Genomic DNA, 15934 nt, shown 5'->3' on the forward strand with positions numbered 1-15934 from the left:
AAATCGGAGAATTTTCTCGCCGCATGGGCCGATTGGTTGGTTTTGGCGAGGGGGTCGGCCAAAACCAACATACGGCGCTGCTGAGCACCCTCATCATCTCTGGGCGATTATCCAAACTGACTTTCGCAGATCGCGCGAGTTCGACGGGAAAACGTGAACTTCGTGTTTTGGAGTTTTTCAACACAATGAGCTCAAAGCAGACACCTACCATTTGGGTTTTGTTGTTATAGAAAGCTAACTGAACAACAATTGTGTTGAGACAACGAGGGTTGTGAAATGCATGTTGCTAGATACTTGGTTTCTTCGGGTTTCGTTACAGTTATGGCTTCCTTGGCGGCAGCTGAAACCGCGGACACGATCTTTATTAACGGGCAAATCTACACGGTCGATGAAAGTTACCCTTGGGTAGAGGCTCTTGCGGTTTCAGATGGCAAGCTCGTTTTGGTTGGTAGCAACAAAGCCGCTTTACAACTTGCAGGGTCGGACACCGAAGTAGTTGATCTGGGCGGGGCATTCATGATGCCCGGTATTCAAGAAAACCACGTTCATGCATCAAGTGCTGGTGCGACTATTCTCCCTTATGCAAACCGGGCCACGTTCCCACCAGAAAGTACACCAGAAGAAATTCGGCAAACTTTGTTGGATTACGCCGAAGCGAGCCCCGGGGATGGCTGGATTTGGGGCCAGCAATGGGACCCGTCGTTTTTTGAAGACGGTAGAGCACGAAAGGATTTCCTAGACGACATCTTTCCTGACCGCCCAGTCTATCTGGTGGATTCATCCGCGCACAACGCTGTAGTCAACTCAAAGGCGCTGGAGCTTGCAGGGATAACATCAGACACGCCGCAACCGGAAACCGGTGTGATCGAAATGGACTCCAATTCTGGCGAACCGACAGGGTTTTTAGCTGAAATGGGTCTCTTTCCTGTAGGAAGTATCCAAACCCATCCGGACGTGCTGCTTTGGAAGAAAGCAATTCTTGAAAGCCAGGAAATCTTGCACGGATTTGGAATTACAGCCATCACGGATGCGGCCGTGTCACGCGAAGCCATTATGGCATGGGCAGAACTTGCGGAAGAAGATAAGGTTCGGTTGCGCGTTGATACAGCGCTGATTATGAACGACTATTTTGGTGAAGAAGCTCGTGCTCAGGAAACTCTGACACTTCTTCCTGATTTACAATCCCGTCTGATTGATCCGTTCACGGTTAAATGGGGCGCAGACGGTACTCCGCTAACGAAGACTTCGAAAATGCTGGAGCCCTATGAGGGAACTAACGAGTACGGGATTTTAACCATTAGCGAGAACATGATGAACCAGATGCGCGAAAACATGCGCGATGGTTACAAGATGATGGCCCATTCAATCGGGGACGGAACGACAAAACTTGTTCTAGATATGATTGAGGAGGGTCGTGAAAGTTATCTGGCGTTCGATGCTGTCGCGCAGATCGCTCATCCCCTTTGGGTCACACCGGAAGACATGGATCGCATGGCGCGACTGAACGTAGTTGCCGACATGTCGCCACCTGTCTACTTCCGGTTTCCAACGGGGGATTTATATGACCCACTGCTTGGACCAGATAGAGCCGCTGCTCGGGCACAGATCGCCGAAATGCTCCGCAGAGGTGTTACCGTTTCTTATGGTAGTGATTGGCCCGCCTCAGCGCCATCAGCCAATCCGTTCCGAAATATGGAAGCGATGATAACGCGTGAAAATCCTGACGACCCGGATTATCCGGGTGGACCCTTGGGAGAAGGTGTTGGGCTTGAAGACGTTATACGAATTTTCACAATCAACGGTGCATATTCGATGGAACATGACGACATAACTGGCTCGATTGAGGTTGGTAAGTTCGCTGATTTGGTTGTACTTGACCAAAACCCGTTTGAGCTTGTGGAAGCTGGCAGAACGAGGAACATCGGAAAAATAAGTGCGGTGATGACTGTTTTCGAAGGCGAAATTGTATTTGATGCAAGATAATGGGACTAAGAGATGATTCTGACGGCTTTGTCCGCTAAGCGGAATCCAGGCAATCACCTTTCAGCCCACAGCCCCGTTCGCAACCGTGCTCACAACCCCGCCCCCAACCAGCGCCTTAACGCCCGTCGTGCCCGGACATGACGTCGGCAGCCTGCGCGCGACGCGGGCTGCCAGATAGGCAAAGGCCTGCGCTTCAAGCATGTCGCCGTCGAGGCCCACGGCCTCGACCGGTTCGACCGGGCAATCAAGCGCGACGCGCAGCATCTCCATCAACACCGGGTTGTGCCGTCCGCCCCCGGTGACCAGCAACCGTGATGGCGGTTTGGGGCAATACTCCATCCCCTGCACGACGCCAGCTGCACACATGCCAGTTAGCGTGGCCACGGCGTCCGCATCGCTGAGTTCCTGCACCAGCCCAATCATCTCCGCAAAGTCGTTCCGGTCCAGAGATTTCGGTGGCATCCGAGTGAAATACGGTTCGGCCAGAAACAACTCCAGCGCGCCCATCTCGACGGTTCCGCCACGCGCGACGGCACCATCGCGGTCCATCGGCAAGCCCAGTCGCGCCTGCATCAGGTCATCCACCGGTGCGTTGGCCGGCCCTGTATCAAAGGCCAGCAGCGCCCCGGGCGCTTCGGGACCGTCAAAGCTCGGGTCCACATAGGTCAGGTTACCAACGCCGCCGAGGTTCAGGAAACACAGCGGCTGATCGGCTCCGATCCACTTGGCGCAGGCAAAGTGGAAGAACGGCGCCAATGGAGCCCCCTCGCCACCCATGGCCACATCATCGCTGCGGAAATCCCAGACGACCGGAACGCCCAAAGCCTGCGCCAGCCCTTCGCCATCGCCGACCTGCAACGTCCCGCGTCCGCGCGGCTCGTGCGCAAGGGTCTGGCCGTGCACGCCGATCAGGTCGATCTCATCGAATTCGGACAGCGTCTCGGCATGGGCAAATGTGACCAGTTCCGCCGCAGCATCCACGTCAGGTCCGTGCCATTGCCCCAACGCGGCGCGCAAGACCGCGCGTTCCTTGTCGCTGTAAGCGCGGTACCTACTTGGGCCAAAACCGATAATCCGGTGCCCGTCCGTTTCCACAACCGCAGCATCCACCCCATCCATCGAGGTACCGGACATCGCGCCCAAAACCCTGATCGCGCCTGATTTCTTGATGGCCCGCCCCACGCTCGTCTCTCCTACAATGTCTTGTGTGTACCGCCATGGCTGAACGGCTCAACCCGCTCAAACTGCCCGTTTACCAGAACCCAAGGCAAGGCGGTTCACGCGCAGGTCGCGCATTTTCCCGACAAAATTGGTATAAGGAACACAAATTGGATCAAGGTGCATATGACGGACGCATTTTCACAGAAAAAGCCATCAGAAGGCCGGAACTACTTTCTGATCTTCTGGTCCGGCGCATTGGCAACGATCGGCGGGCAACTGATCAACCCCAATCTGGTGCTGCCATTTCTGTACCTGGCGTTGGGCGCACCGACGTTTTTCGCGGGAATGCTGCTGCCCTTTGTCACCGGTTCGCGCCTGATCGCCGAGATTTTTGTCTCACCCTTCGTGAACCGTGCAACCCGTGCCAAGCTTGCTGTCTATGTTCCGAACCTTTTGACGGCCATCGTGCTGTCGGCAGTGGCGCTGTTTGCCACGAAACTGCCCAACGTGATGATCGTATTGCTGTTTCTGACCACCGCTATTGTCATGGGGTTGTGCCAGGGGATCACCAGCCTGGGGACCAGCCAGATCTACGGGATGTCCGTCCCGGAGGCCAAACGCAATCGTATGGTGTTTGCGCAGGCCACCATCTCGGGGGTTCTTGCCATCATCGTCGTTCTGGTCACGCGCGATCTGCTGGCCGGAGATCAGCCGATGCAGCGGCATATCGTGGTCTTGTGGTGCGGCGTGATCGCCATGTTTGCGGCGGGTGTTGCCTTTGCCGGTGTGCGGTTGTTGGAAGAAGAACAGGCCCATACGCCTGAGCCCAAGCAAAGACCCAAGCCACTGGCCGAGCTGGTAACCGGCTTCAAAACCGGGATGGCCTATGAATGGTATCGCAAATTCCTGACTGCCCGGCTGATCTTTGTCTCGGTCGAACTGGCAATGCCGTTCTACACGATCCATGCCGCAACGCTGCATATGGGGACCAAGCATTCCCTCAGCTACTTTGTCATTGGGGCCAGCCTCGGCATGGTGATCGGTTCGCTGCTGTGGGGATGGCTGAGCAGTCGCATATCCGTCAAACCGGTGATGTGGCTTGGCTGCATGATCGCCACCATTTCGGCCCTTTTGGCGCTAGGGTTCACATTTCTCGGGTACGCGCAGAACGTCTGGCTCTATGCGCTGGTCATTCTCCTGCTGTCGTTGGGCGGCAACGGAGTGATCTACGGGCGCTATCTGTACCTCATTCAGATGAGCGTTGAAAAAGAGCGGCCCTACCTTGTTGCGCTGGGGGATGTCAGCGCTGGCCTCGTCGGAATGGTCTTCGCCGCAATCCTTGGCGCGGTTGCACATTTACACGATCCGGTCACGCCGATCATTGCCCTGGTGCTGCTGAATCTGATCGCGATGCTTTACGCCTTCCGATTACCGCCGGTCAAAAGCTGAAACAGTCCGGATTTTTCTTCGAATTGGTGCCTTTTCCTTACCCAAAGCGCCGCCTATACAGTGCCCCGCAACATTAACCCGAGGCACGACATGACCTACCACCCCAAATCGGATTTCATCGCCACGATGATCGAGCGCGGCTTTCTCGCCGACTGCACCGATTATCAGGGCCTTGACGAAGCGCTGATCAGCGGGGTGCAAACTGCCTATATCGGGTATGACGCCACGGCGCAGTCTCTGCATGTGGGTCACCTGATGAACATCATGGTCCTGCGCTGGCTGCAAAAGACCGGCCACAAACCGATAACTCTGATGGGTGGCGGCACCACCAAGGTGGGCGATCCGTCTTTCCGGTCTGACGAGCGCCCCCTGCTGGGCCCCGAACAGATCGACGCCAATATTGCAGGCATGAAGCAGGTGTTCGCCAAGTACCTGTCCTATGACGACAGCGACACCGGCGCGCTGATGCTGAACAATGCCGAATGGCTGGACAGCCTGAACTACCTCGACTTCCTGCGCGACATCGGACGGCATTTCTCGGTCAACCGGATGCTGTCTTTTGAGTCCGTGAAATCGCGCCTGGATCGCGAACAATCGCTGAGCTTCCTCGAGTTCAACTACATGATCCTGCAGGCCTATGACTTCCTCGAACTGAACCGCCGCTATGACTGCGTTCTGCAGATGGGTGGGTCGGATCAGTGGGGCAACATCGTCAATGGTATCGACCTGACCCGCCGCGTGTTGGATCACGAGATCTACGGCCTGACCACGCCTCTGCTGACCACCAGCGACGGTCGCAAGATGGGCAAGTCGCAGGGTGGTGCGGTCTGGCTGAACGGCGATATGCTGTCTTCCTACGAATTCTGGCAGTTCTGGCGCAACACAACCGACGCCGATGTGGGCCGGTTCCTGAAGATCTTCACCGAACTTCCCGTCGACGAATGCGATCGGTTGGCCGCGCTGCAGGGGTCCGAAATCAACGAGGCCAAAATCCGCCTCGCCAATGAGGTCACCACCCTGTTGCACGGAGCCGAGGCCGCCGCGACGGCCGAGGCGACGGCGCGTGAAGTGTTCGAAAAGGGCGGCGTCGGAGATGATCTGCCCACCCTGACACTCAGCGCGGATGAACTGGGTGATGGAATGTCCATCGTGCAGCTTATCGTGAAGTCAGGTCTGGCAAAATCGGGTAAAGAGGCAAAGCGTCTGATCGCCGAGAACGGCGCCAAGCTGGACGATGCGCCGCTGACCGACGCCGGGTTAATGATCGACGCCGGCGCATTGTCGTCTCCGATCAAGTTGAGCGCGGGTAAAAAGCGCCACGCGTTGGTTCAGTTGGGCTGATACGCGGCACTCTAAGAACGACTTACGGCCACCCAATCGGGTGGCCGTTTTTCTTTTCGGTTACTAAGCGGAAGTGCTGCTGCCCGCAGGCTTAGCGATTACCGCCTTTGCCGCCACCGTTGTGGCCACCATTTCCTTTGCCACCGCCGTGACCTCCTTTGCCGTCACCGCCTTTGCCACCGCCATTGTGGCCGCCATTGCCTTTGCCACCGCCGTGACCTCCTTTGCCGTCACCACCTTTGCCGCCGCCGTGGCCACCTTTACCATCGCCGCCTTTACCGCCACCGTTGCCTCCGCCGTTGCCATCACCGGGGCCATCACCGGGGCCATCATTGCCGCCACCGTCACCGGGTCCATCGTTTCCGCCACCGTCACCCGGACCATCGCTGCCGCCACCGTCACCCGGACCATCGCTGCCGCCACCGTCACCGGGGCCATCGTTGCCGCCGCCGTCACCGGTGCCATCGTTGCCGCCACCGTCGCCAGGGTTTCCACCGCCATCACCGGGGTTGCTGCCGCCACCATCGCCTGAGTTGTTTTCACCGCTGTTTTCCGAGCTTAGCTCAGCAACTCGTTCGCTGTTGCGATCTTCGCCCTGATTGGTCAGACCAGCGACCGAAGCGGTCGGCAAATCGGTCAGCAACGACGCCAAACCCGGACATTGCGCGCTGGTATTTCGCAGCGTCACCGAAAAATCGGATCGGTTTTGCAGGCGCTTCAGGAAGCTCGGCGTCACATGTGTGCAGTCGCACATCGTTGTGTAATCGCCCCTGTTGGCAGCATCCCGCGCGATTCTCCAGTCGCAGACTTCGGTCGAGGCACTTGCACTGCCTGCCACCATAACGCCCACAAACGGGGCTGCGACCAACGCCGTCAGCCCGGCTTTTGTCCAATTCTTCATGATGAAACTCTCCTTACTCGTTACGCAGCGCCCCCTCGACGCCTCAAGCCATCTGGTATCGATGTGAGAGTATTTGATTAAGCCAAGCTAAATGATTTCTGAGGATACCATGAGAATTGGCACCTAACCCCTTCATATCTGTAGACAGCAACCTTTCCTTCAGATTAAATGAACAAATGTTCATATCCTGACGTGAGGAGACCGCCATGCAACTGTCCACCACCGCTGCTGTCATTACCGGTGGCGCTTCGGGTCTGGGAGAAGCCACCGCCCGCTATTTTGCCGAGAACGGCGCGAAGGTCACGATTCTCGATCGTGACGCAGATCGCGGCACCAAAGTTGCGGACGAGATTGGCGGCCATTTCGCCCAAACGGATGTGACAGATGAAGCCTCGGTTGCAGCGGCGATTTCGCACGCGATGGACAAGATGGGCCGTATCACCGCCACAGTGAACTGCGCCGGGATTGCCTACGGGATCAAAACAGTGGGCAAGGAAGGACCCCACCCTCTGGACGCGTTTAAACGCACCATCGACATCAACCTGGTTGGCACGTTCAACGTCTCGCGCCTGGCCGCTGCCGAGATGGCAAAGAACGAACCTGAACCGGACGGCGGGCGCGGCGTGATCATCAACACGGCCTCCATCGCAGCCTTCGACGGGCAAAAGGGGCAATCAGCCTATGCCGCCTCAAAAGGCGGTGTCGTGGGCATGACCCTGCCCATGGCGCGTGATCTGGCCTCGACCGGTATTCGAGTAATGACCATCGCGCCCGGGATATTCATGACGCCTATGCTGGCCGGTTTGCCTGAAGAGGTACAACAGCAACTGGCTGCGGATGTGCCCAACCCGGCTCGGCTTGGCGACCCGCGCGAATACGGGCGGCTGGCCGGGTTCATCGTTGAGATGGGTTATCTTAACGGCGAGGTCATCCGCATCGACGGAGCCCTGCGGATGCGTTAATCCTGTCCCATGACCGAGTGGGAAAAGATGCAGTCCGGGCAGTGGTATTGCTGCCTGGACCCGAAACTTGAGGCACTGCGCGCGCGTGCCCGGAACGCAGTCCACGCACATAACACCTGCCCGCCTGATATCCGCGGAGCGATGGCACCCGAGTTGCAGGAGTTGTTCGCAAGCACCGGGTCCGATTGCTATCTGGAGGCTCCGTTTCATTGCGCTTATGGGATCAACATCCACCTTGGTGCGCGGGTCTACTTCAATACGGGCTGCGTGGTTCTGGACACAGCATCGGTTCGAATCGGCGATGACACAATGTTCGGCCCGCACGTCCAGATCTATTGCGCCCAACACGCAAAAGACCCGGTAGAACGCGCGCAGGGTTTGGAAATCGGGATGCCGGTCCTTATTGGCCAAAACGTCTGGGTTGGCGGCGGCGCTATCCTGATGCCGGGCGTCACCATTGGCGACAATGCCATCATTGGCGCAGGCAGCGTGGTAACCAAAGACGTCGCGGGCGGCGAAACGGTTGTCGGCAACCCCGCCCGCCCGCTGGACCATCGCTAGGCGCTTTCAGCTTTTTCCTCAAGCATCAGCCACTCATCCTCTGCGGCCGCCAGTTTTTCCTGCCGCTCGACCAGTGCTTCGGTGGCCTTCTGGAACTTCACCGGCTCCCGCGTGAACAACTCAGGGTCAGACATGAGATCTTCCAGCTTGCCGATCTCGGCCTCAAGACGCGCAATCTCAGCTGGCAATTTTTCCAACCGGTGTTTTTCCGAGAAGGACAGGCCGGACTTCTGCTGCGCCTCTTGCTTTTGCTTTGGCTTTGAAGTCTTTGCTTTTTCTGCTTTCTTTTCGGCCACATCGCCGCGCTGAGCGATGTAGTCAGACCATCCGCCCGCATAGACCGTCGCACGACCATTGCCTTCCATTGCGATGGTCGTAGTGGCAACCCGGTCCAGAAAATCCCGGTCGTGGCTGACCAGCAGAACCGTGCCGTCATAATCATCCAGCAGTTCCTGCAGCAGATCCAGCGTTTCAACATCCAGATCGTTGGTCGGTTCGTCCAGCACCAGCAGGTTCGAGGACTTGGCCATCAGCTTGGCCAGCAGCAACCGCGCTTTTTCCCCACCGGACAGCGATTTAACGGCTGCTCTGGCCTGCCGTTCGTCGAACAGGAACTCTTTGAGGTAGCCGACCACGTGCTTGGGCTGACCGCCAACCATCACCTGATCGGCCTTGCCTGAAACCCGCATTTCGGGATCGCCGGTCAGGCTGTCCCACAGGCTCATTTCCGGATCCAGCTGCGCGCGAGTCTGATCGAACACGGCGATCTCAAGGTTGGTGCCAAGAGACACCGTTCCCTCGTCCGGTTCCTCTTGCCCAAGCAACATTTTCAACAGGGTTGTTTTGCCGACGCCGTTGGGTCCCACAAAGGCCACCCGGTCGCCGCGCTGTGCCAGAAGATCAAAGTTCCGGACAATCTGCTGTGTGCCAAATGACTTCGACAAGCCCTTGGCTTCAATCACTTTTCGACCGGATTTCGGGCCGGCTTCCAGCGACATGGCAGCTGATCCCTGACGCTTGATTTGTGCCGCTTTTTCGGCCCGCAAAGCCTGCAGGGCCCGGACACGGCCCTGGTTCCGCTTGCGCCGCGCGCTGATGCCTTCGACGGCCCATTTCGCCTCGGATTTGATCAGACGATTCAGCTTGTGCCGCTGCTGATCTTCTTCTTCCCAGACCTTGTCGCGCCATGTCTCGAAGGCCGCAAAACCTTGTTCCTGACGGCGCACCATACCGCGGTCGATCCACAGGGTCGCGCGCGTCAATGCACGCAGGAACGCACGGTCGTGCGAAATCAGGACAAAGGCCGCGCGGGTCGAGCCCAACTCGCGTTCCAGCCATGCAATCGCTTCGATATCCAGATGGTTGGTCGGTTCATCCAACAGCATCAGATCGGGCGCTTCGGCCATCAGCTTGGCCAATGCCGCCCGGCGACGTTCACCACCCGAAGCAGTTTCGACAGCGCGCGCAGGGTCGAACTTCAGGCCCTCGCCGGCGCGCTCGACCTTGTACAGCTCGCCCGGCTCAAGCCCGCTGGAGGCGTAATCTCCCAACGTGGCGAACCCTTCCATTCCGGGGTCCTGTTCCATGTAACCGACCGATTTTCCCGGGGGAATCACGATCTCGCCCTGATCCGGCTCAACCAGACCGGCCATTACTTTCATCAGGGTCGACTTGCCCGACCCGTTTCGACCGACCAAGGCCACACGGTCGCCCGGCTGGACCACCAGATCCAGCCCTGAAAACACCGGATCACCCCCGAACGTCAGGGAAATGCCGGACATCTGTAACAAAGGAATTCTCGCCATGACCGCCAGCTAAACCGGCTGATCAAAAGCGTCAACGCCCACGCTTCACCTTTTCGAAAATACTCAATTACCCGGCAACAGCCCGCAGCAGCCGTTTGCGCGCCGGGGGAATCGCTCCGATTTCCAACCCCGTGAAGACGTGCAGGGTATTCATGTGCCGATCCACCACCGCGTGATCGCTGACCCAACCGCCCATCATCAGATAGGTGCGCAACAAAGGCGGCATCCGCAGCATGGCCTTTTTCGCATCCGGCCTGCGTCGCAGACGGGCTGCAAATTTGAAAACATCCGGCGCCTTCACACGGGGCAGCCAACGCTTTGGGGCCAGATGCCGGTGTTTCAGCATCGCAAAGGCGTCCAGGTATTCGGCCGTTTCGGTCCCCGCAAAGGACGAGCAGCCAAACAACATCTCGACGTTGTTCTGGTCCACATAATTGGTCATCGCACCCCAGGCGACCCGCAGAATGTCTGGGTCCGTCCAGTCCGGATGGATGCAGAATCGCCCCATCTCAACCATACGGCCATCAAAATCTTTGAGCGCAGACAGATCATAGAACCGGGCCGAATAGCTTCGATCAACCTCGGCCCCGTGGTCCAGGGTCAGCATCCTGAAACAGCAGACCAATTGTCCGCCGGCGCGCGAATCCTCGACCAAGATGTGGGCGCAGACCGGGTCTAAGTCGTCCTGATCGATCTGATCCGTGCCGAATGCTAGAGTACGCAGCCGCTGCGCGGCCGCCACATCCTGCAGGGACTGCGCCAAACGTGCCCGGTACCTGCCCTTACCCAGCAATAGTGCCATGGTCGCATCCTCCACGGTTGCTGACCTGATTCCTGTTGCAGCGGTTCTAGCACAGAAAATGTGACTGTGCTGTGACCTCACAAATGGGTGGCAAAGGCTTAGTTTGTCGCCCCCGGAATATTCGCTGGGTTGAAGTTTCCGATGTTACCCAACAGCTGGCGCAGGAAGCCGCGGTTCTGGACGCTGGATTCGGTTACACGACGGTCCAGCACGACCACGTACCCGTCTTCCAGGCCAAATCGTTCGATGTTCCGGACAACGCCACGCTGGTCGAAACTGATCGCGACCAGTTCTCGCGACACGACCTCGGGCCGTTTCGGACCGTAGTGCCGAACGCGCGAACGGATATAGTAGAAGCCCGAATCCTTCACCAAGCCGGATGAGGTTGGCGCCCCGATCGTCTCGACAACACTGTCGCGCGTGTCGACGCCCACTTTGATCTCGGCCAATTGATCGGCTGGCGGGACATATCCGTGATTCTTGAAGATTGGCGAGCACGCTCCAGCCGCAACCAAACACGCCGCTAAGACAAGCGTTTTGGACGCCGGTTTCAACCTGTTCACAACCTTCAACATTTACATCCTCTTGCCTTGGGACCTCGCGGACCCTATCCGATTACAGAAACCGCCGCCCCGGTTCAACACAGGAAAGGGTCACGAATGAGCAACAACACATCTCTGCGGGTGGCCGATCTGCCCCAGAACGCGCCAACACCGTTTGATCTGCGCCCCGATACCAAGGGGCTGGACACAATAAAGGCTGATCTGGGCCTGCTGGGGCTGCGCAAACTCAGCTTTGTGGGTGACGTAAGGGCACAAGGTAAACGCGACTGGGTTTTGACCGGAAAACTCGGTGCAACGGTGATTCAGCCCTGCGTCGTGACGCTCGAGCCTGTGACGACACGTATCGATGTTCCTGTCTCACGCGTGTATCTGAAAGATTGGACGGATCCCGACGAGCCCGAGTTCGAGATTCCGGAAGGTGATGAGACTGAACCGCTGGGGCCGGAAATCGACCCGGCATCGGTCATGGTCGAGGCATTGTCGCTGGCCCTGCCCCAGTATCCGCGCAAGGATGGTGCCGAGCTGGGACAGGCCGACTATACCGAGCCGGGCAAACCGGCGATGACGGACGAAGACGCAAAGCCGTTTGCCGGACTGGCGAATTTGCGCGATGCCCTGAAAAAAGACGAGTGACATAGGTCTGATTTCCTGTCATAGCAGGCCTCCAGAAAAATCGCTTGAACATGTCGAGAATCGCAGTATTTTCGCGCGCTCATCGGAATTTGGGTTGGACAACGTGGGGCTCGTACCCTAAACGCGCGTCAAACCACGAGAAAAACGAAGAATGAAACCCGGCCAGCAGCGAATCTGCTGACCCTTAATAGACAAAGGTTGAGACCATGGCTGTCCAACAGAACAAAGTTTCCAAGTCGCGCCGCAACAACCGCCGCGCACATGACGCTCTGGTTGCTGCAAACCCGAACGAATGCCCGAACTGCGGTGAACTGAAGCGCCCGCACCACGTGTGCGCGTCCTGCGGTCACTATGATGACCGTGAAGTCGTCGCTCAGGCCGACGAAATCGACCTGGACGAAGACGCGGCCTAAGTCTTTACGAACGCAGGCTAAGGCATGACGGAACAGCCCACGCAAGCCGGACGGATTACCATCTCGGTTGACGCTATGGGCGGAGACTCGGGGCCCGCTACTGTGGTGGCGGGCATTGCCAAATCGGCAAACAAAAACCCCGATATCGCGTTCGTCCTGCACGGGCCTGAGCAAGCGCTGCGCAAACTTGTCGCCAAACGGCGTGTCCTGCAGGGACGCGTCGTTTTTCGTGATTGCCCGGATGTGGTCACGATGGAGGACAAGCCCAGCCAGGTTGTGCGCAACGGCAAGCAGACGTCGATGTGGTCGACGTTGGAATCGGTGCGTCAGGGTGAGGCGCACGGGGCGGTTTCCTGCGGTAATACCGGTGCTTTGATGGCGCTGTCGATGATGCGACTGCGGAAATTGCCCGGCGTGAACCGTCCGGCGATTGCGATTCTGTGGCCCTCGCGCAACCCGCAGGGCTTCAACGTGATGCTGGATGTGGGCGCTGATGTTCGCGCTGACGCGAAAGATTTGCTACAGTACGCCCTGATGGGCGCGTCATATGCCCGAAACGGCATGGCGCTGGACCGGCCCCGTATCGGGTTGCTGAATGTCGGCACCGAAGAACACAAAGGCCGAGCCGAGCTGAAAGAAGCGCATGCGATGATCGCGGACTTCGCGGATCAGGCAAATTTCGATTTTGTCGGCTTCGTGGAAGGCAGCGACATTCCCGGCGACAAGGCGGATGTCATTGTTACCGATGGCTTTACCGGCAACGTCGCGATCAAAACCGGTGAAGGCACCGCAAGCCTGATCGGAGACCTATTGCGCGAAGCGTTCAAGTACTCGCCCCTGTCGCGCCTGGCTTCGGTTCTGGCGATCACCTCGCTGAACCGTCTGAAAAAACGTATCGACCCGCGCCGTGTGAATGGCGGGGTTTTCCTTGGCCTCAATGGGACAGTGGTCAAATCGCATGGTGGCGCAGACGCCACCGGAGTTTCGGCGGCCGTCAAACTGGCCTTTACCCTGGCTCAGTCAGGATTCGCTGAAAAATTGGCGGCACGGGTTGCATCGACAGCCGAGCTTGCACAAGATGCCGCGCACGTACCGCCAAAGGCGGGCGAATAACAATAAAGGCAGTAACCCAAAATGGCAGGCCGTTCAGTTGTCGTAGGTGTCGGACACTATTTGCCAGAGCGCATCGTTCCGAATGCCGAATTTGAAAAGACGCTCGATACGTCGGACGAGTGGATCAGAACCCGCTCGGGTATCGAACGCCGCCACTTTGCTGCCGAGGACGAAACCACATCGGATTTGGCGACCAAAGCCGCCGAGGCTGCTTTGGCGGATGCTGGCCTGACCGCCGAGGATATCGACGCCATCATTGTTGCGACCTCGACGGCCGACCTGACCTTCCCTTCTGCGGCAACCATGGTTCAGGCGAGGCTTGGCATGACCCAAGGGTTTGCGTTCGACGTGCAAGCCGTCTGCGCAGGCTTTGTTTTTGCGCTTAGCAACGCGAACGCTCTGATCCTCTCAGGTCAGGCCAAGCGTGTGCTGGTTATCGGTGCCGAAACATTCTCGCGTATCATGGATTGGACCGATCGCTCGACCTGTGTGTTGTTCGGAGACGGTGCCGGCGCACTGGTGCTGGAGTTGCAGGAAGGCGAAGGAACCGCACAGGATCGCGGTATTCTTGCGACCGACTTGAACTCGGACGGTCGCTATAAGGACCTTCTGTATGTCGACGGCGGCGTATCGACCCAATCGACCGGCCACCTGAGGATGCAGGGCAATCAGGTCTTCCGCCACGCGGTCGAAAAGCTGGCCAAGACGGCTGAAACCGCGCTTGGCCGCGTTGGACTGGACAGTTCCGACGTGGATTGGATCGTGCCGCATCAGGCCAATATCCGCATCATTCAGGGCACCGCCAAGAAAATGGGCCTGCCAATGGATAACGTCGTGGTGACGGTCCAGGATCACGGCAATACTTCGGCCGCATCGATTCCCCTCGCCCTGTCCGTGGGCAAGCAACGGGGACAAATTAAGTCCGGAGACCTGATCGTGACCGAGGCCATCGGCGGCGGTCTGGCCTGGGGCGCTGTGGTTCTGCGCTGGTAACCGGCGCAAATCGGCTTACACAGCCTCTTGCAATTCATTGATATTGACAGCGAATTTCCCGTCACCATATTCTTTGATATCAACAGGGGAATTGGTATGGGCGATAAAACACTGACCCGAATGGATCTGAGCGAGGCCGTCTTCCGTGAGGTTGGCCTTTCACGCAATGAAAGCGCACAGCTTGTCGAAAGTGTCTTGAACCACATGTCGGACGCGCTGGTGCGCGGTGAACAGGTCAAGATTTCATCCTTTGGCACTTTCAGCGTTCGGGATAAGACGGCCCGCATTGGTCGTAACCCCAAAACCGGCGAAGAGGTCCCGATTCAGCCTCGCCGCGTACTGACGTTCCGCCCGTCGCACCTGATGAAGGATCGCGTCGCTGCCGGGAATCGCAAGTAAGTTCGGGACGAATCGGTCATGAGTAAGTCCCCCGACGCCTTTCGCACAATCAGTGAAGTCGCGGACTGGTTGGGAGTTCAGGCTCATGTCCTGCGATTCTGGGAAAGCCGGTTCAGTCAGGTCAAACCTGTAAAGCGGGCCGGTGGCCGCAGATACTACCGGCCAAACGATATGCGCCTTCTGGGCGGCATCAAGAAGCTGCTGCACGAGGACGGCATAACCATCAAAGGCGTCCAGCGCATCCTGCGTGAACAAGGTGTGGCCTATGTGTCCTCGCTGTCTCCAAGCCTTGATGAATCGGCCGAGCCCGAGAAAGCTCCGCCAGACAATGTAGTCGTTCCCTTTGCTGCAAAGCCTTCGCCAACCGGGGACCAGATCAATCTGGACCTCGGGGAACCGGCGGCCCCTGCGGCCTCGACACCGCAGCCCGAAACAGCGGCGGAGGCCCCGCAGCAGCAACCGGAAAAGGCAGCTGAGGCTCCACAGCTTGAAACGTCTCCGCCAGAGCCCGAGTATATGGATGAGGCCCCATTGCTGGGCGGAATCGCAACACAGGCGTGGGAACGGACGGATTTTGACGACGACCTGCTGCGTCGGATCGCGCCCATCGCCAAGGACCTGCGCGCTGTTATCAACCGAATTGAGAACCGGTCGGCAGGATAAGAAAAAAGGCGATGATTTCCTCTTGCCCCTGCCGGGAAAGTCTTTATGAACACCTCAACGTCGGGCTATGGCGCAGCCTGGTAGCGCGTCCGTCTGGGGGACGGAAGGTCGCAGGTTCGAGTCCTGCTAGCCCGACCAAATCACACCGACGTTTATGGCAGACAGGCCAGATCCCGCTCTGGCATCAGGGGG

At 58.1% G+C, this 15934-nt stretch carries 17 protein-coding genes and 1 tRNA gene; 13 read left to right on the forward strand and 5 right to left on the reverse strand.

What is annotated here, in order from left to right:
- Positions 1–230 (forward strand): hypothetical protein (locus MHN28_RS15985; protein WP_239343519.1); only part of this gene is annotated, 230 nt, incomplete at its 5' end.
- Between the two features lie 91 nt (positions 231–321).
- On the forward strand, positions 322–1983 hold the full coding sequence (locus MHN28_RS15990; protein WP_239343521.1) for an amidohydrolase: 1662 nt from the start codon (positions 322–324) through the stop codon (positions 1981–1983).
- 60 nt (positions 1984–2043) lie between these two features.
- On the opposite strand, the gene MHN28_RS15995 is transcribed toward MHN28_RS15990, so the two are convergent.
- The gene (locus MHN28_RS15995; protein WP_239343523.1) at positions 2044–3165 is read right to left on the reverse strand and encodes an anhydro-N-acetylmuramic acid kinase; all 1122 of its coding nucleotides are present in this window, start codon (positions 3163–3165) and stop codon (positions 2044–2046) included.
- Positions 3166–3327: 162 nt separating this feature from the next.
- On the opposite strand from MHN28_RS15995, the gene MHN28_RS16000 reads away from it, so the two are divergent.
- Positions 3328–4593: an MFS transporter gene (locus tag MHN28_RS16000; protein ID WP_239343525.1), complete on the forward strand. Its 1266-nt coding sequence runs from the start codon at positions 3328–3330 to the stop codon at positions 4591–4593.
- A 90-nt stretch (positions 4594–4683) separates the two neighbouring features.
- Entirely contained in the window at positions 4684–5934 is a 1251-nt protein-coding gene (gene tyrS / locus MHN28_RS16005) for a tyrosine--tRNA ligase (protein ID WP_239343527.1), read from the forward strand.
- A 91-nt stretch (positions 5935–6025) separates the two neighbouring features.
- On the opposite strand, the gene MHN28_RS16010 is transcribed toward tyrS, so the two are convergent.
- A complete protein-coding gene (locus tag MHN28_RS16010) occupies positions 6026–6835 on the reverse strand; it encodes a hypothetical protein (protein WP_239343529.1) in 810 nt (269 codons plus the stop codon).
- Between the two features lie 206 nt (positions 6836–7041).
- On the opposite strand from MHN28_RS16010, the gene MHN28_RS16015 reads away from it, so the two are divergent.
- A complete protein-coding gene (locus MHN28_RS16015; protein ID WP_239343531.1) occupies positions 7042–7797 on the forward strand; it encodes a 3-hydroxyacyl-CoA dehydrogenase in 756 nt (251 codons plus the stop codon).
- Between the two features lie 9 nt (positions 7798–7806).
- The gene (locus MHN28_RS16020; RefSeq protein WP_239343533.1) at positions 7807–8358 is read left to right on the forward strand and encodes a sugar O-acetyltransferase; all 552 of its coding nucleotides are present in this window, start codon (positions 7807–7809) and stop codon (positions 8356–8358) included.
- Here MHN28_RS16020 and MHN28_RS16025 read toward each other — a convergent pair.
- From MHN28_RS16025 to MHN28_RS16035, 3 genes are all read right to left on the reverse strand, one after another.
- The gene (locus MHN28_RS16025; protein WP_239343535.1) at positions 8355–10163 is read right to left on the reverse strand and encodes an ABC-F family ATP-binding cassette domain-containing protein; all 1809 of its coding nucleotides are present in this window, start codon (positions 10161–10163) and stop codon (positions 8355–8357) included. The two genes, MHN28_RS16020 and MHN28_RS16025, sit on opposite strands and share 4 nt — an antisense overlap.
- 67 nt (positions 10164–10230) lie before the next feature.
- Complete coding sequence (locus tag MHN28_RS16030) at positions 10231–10965, reverse strand: GNAT family N-acetyltransferase (protein ID WP_239343537.1); 735 nt, start codon at positions 10963–10965, stop codon at positions 10231–10233.
- A gap of 98 nt (positions 10966–11063) precedes the next feature.
- The gene (locus MHN28_RS16035) at positions 11064–11540 is read right to left on the reverse strand and encodes an outer membrane protein assembly factor BamE (protein ID WP_239343539.1); all 477 of its coding nucleotides are present in this window, start codon (positions 11538–11540) and stop codon (positions 11064–11066) included.
- Positions 11541–11624: 84 nt separating this feature from the next.
- On the opposite strand from MHN28_RS16035, the gene MHN28_RS16040 reads away from it, so the two are divergent.
- The 7 genes from MHN28_RS16040 to MHN28_RS16070 all read left to right on the forward strand — a co-directional run bounded on the left by MHN28_RS16040 (position 11625) and on the right by MHN28_RS16070 (position 15880).
- A complete protein-coding gene (locus tag MHN28_RS16040) occupies positions 11625–12161 on the forward strand; it encodes a DUF177 domain-containing protein (RefSeq protein WP_239343541.1) in 537 nt (178 codons plus the stop codon).
- A gap of 206 nt (positions 12162–12367) precedes the next feature.
- On the forward strand, positions 12368–12574 hold the full coding sequence (gene rpmF / locus MHN28_RS16045; protein WP_008756996.1) for a 50S ribosomal protein L32: 207 nt from the start codon (positions 12368–12370) through the stop codon (positions 12572–12574).
- 24 nt (positions 12575–12598) lie between these two features.
- Positions 12599–13687 (forward strand): phosphate acyltransferase PlsX, encoded by a 1089-nt coding sequence (gene plsX / locus MHN28_RS16050; RefSeq protein ID WP_239343543.1) that lies wholly within the window; start codon positions 12599–12601, stop codon positions 13685–13687.
- Between the two features lie 21 nt (positions 13688–13708).
- On the forward strand, positions 13709–14680 hold the full coding sequence (locus MHN28_RS16055; protein WP_239343545.1) for a beta-ketoacyl-ACP synthase III: 972 nt from the start codon (positions 13709–13711) through the stop codon (positions 14678–14680).
- Between the two features lie 96 nt (positions 14681–14776).
- On the forward strand, positions 14777–15079 hold the full coding sequence (gene ihfA / locus MHN28_RS16060; protein ID WP_008755922.1) for an integration host factor subunit alpha: 303 nt from the start codon (positions 14777–14779) through the stop codon (positions 15077–15079).
- 18 nt (positions 15080–15097) lie between these two features.
- Positions 15098–15742, forward strand: a complete 645-nt coding sequence (locus tag MHN28_RS16065; RefSeq protein ID WP_239343547.1) for a MerR family transcriptional regulator — start codon at positions 15098–15100, stop codon at positions 15740–15742.
- Between the two features lie 61 nt (positions 15743–15803).
- Positions 15804–15880 (forward strand) — tRNA-Pro (locus MHN28_RS16070).
- The last annotated feature ends 54 nt before the right edge of the window (positions 15881–15934 follow it).

The organism is Ruegeria sp. Ofav3-42 (assembly GCF_022347725.1).
Taxonomy (GTDB): domain Bacteria; phylum Pseudomonadota; class Alphaproteobacteria; order Rhodobacterales; family Rhodobacteraceae; genus Ruegeria.

What these genes read in the sequence shown, in the direction of transcription:
- MHN28_RS15990 (WP_239343521.1), top strand. Translation starts at nt 322, where the DNA reads ATGGCTTCCTTGGCGGCAGCTGAAACCGCGGACACGATCTTTATTAAC.
- MHN28_RS16000 (WP_239343525.1), top strand. Translation starts at nt 3,328, where the DNA reads ATGACGGACGCATTTTCACAGAAAAAGCCATCAGAAGGCCGGAACTAC.
- tyrS (WP_239343527.1), top strand. Translation starts at nt 4,684, where the DNA reads ATGACCTACCACCCCAAATCGGATTTCATCGCCACGATGATCGAGCGC.
- MHN28_RS16010 (WP_239343529.1), bottom strand. Translation starts at nt 6,835, where the DNA reads ATGAAGAATTGGACAAAAGCCGGGCTGACGGCGTTGGTCGCAGCCCCG.
- MHN28_RS16015 (WP_239343531.1), top strand. Translation starts at nt 7,042, where the DNA reads ATGCAACTGTCCACCACCGCTGCTGTCATTACCGGTGGCGCTTCGGGT.
- MHN28_RS16020 (WP_239343533.1), top strand. Translation starts at nt 7,807, where the DNA reads ATGACCGAGTGGGAAAAGATGCAGTCCGGGCAGTGGTATTGCTGCCTG.
- MHN28_RS16025 (WP_239343535.1), bottom strand. Translation starts at nt 10,163, where the DNA reads ATGGCGAGAATTCCTTTGTTACAGATGTCCGGCATTTCCCTGACGTTC.
- MHN28_RS16030 (WP_239343537.1), bottom strand. Translation starts at nt 10,965, where the DNA reads ATGGCACTATTGCTGGGTAAGGGCAGGTACCGGGCACGTTTGGCGCAG.
- MHN28_RS16035 (WP_239343539.1), bottom strand. Translation starts at nt 11,540, where the DNA reads ATGTTGAAGGTTGTGAACAGGTTGAAACCGGCGTCCAAAACGCTTGTC.
- MHN28_RS16040 (WP_239343541.1), top strand. Translation starts at nt 11,625, where the DNA reads ATGAGCAACAACACATCTCTGCGGGTGGCCGATCTGCCCCAGAACGCG.
- rpmF (WP_008756996.1), top strand. Translation starts at nt 12,368, where the DNA reads ATGGCTGTCCAACAGAACAAAGTTTCCAAGTCGCGCCGCAACAACCGC.
- plsX (WP_239343543.1), top strand. Translation starts at nt 12,599, where the DNA reads ATGACGGAACAGCCCACGCAAGCCGGACGGATTACCATCTCGGTTGAC.
- MHN28_RS16055 (WP_239343545.1), top strand. Translation starts at nt 13,709, where the DNA reads ATGGCAGGCCGTTCAGTTGTCGTAGGTGTCGGACACTATTTGCCAGAG.
- ihfA (WP_008755922.1), top strand. Translation starts at nt 14,777, where the DNA reads ATGGGCGATAAAACACTGACCCGAATGGATCTGAGCGAGGCCGTCTTC.
- MHN28_RS16065 (WP_239343547.1), top strand. Translation starts at nt 15,098, where the DNA reads ATGAGTAAGTCCCCCGACGCCTTTCGCACAATCAGTGAAGTCGCGGAC.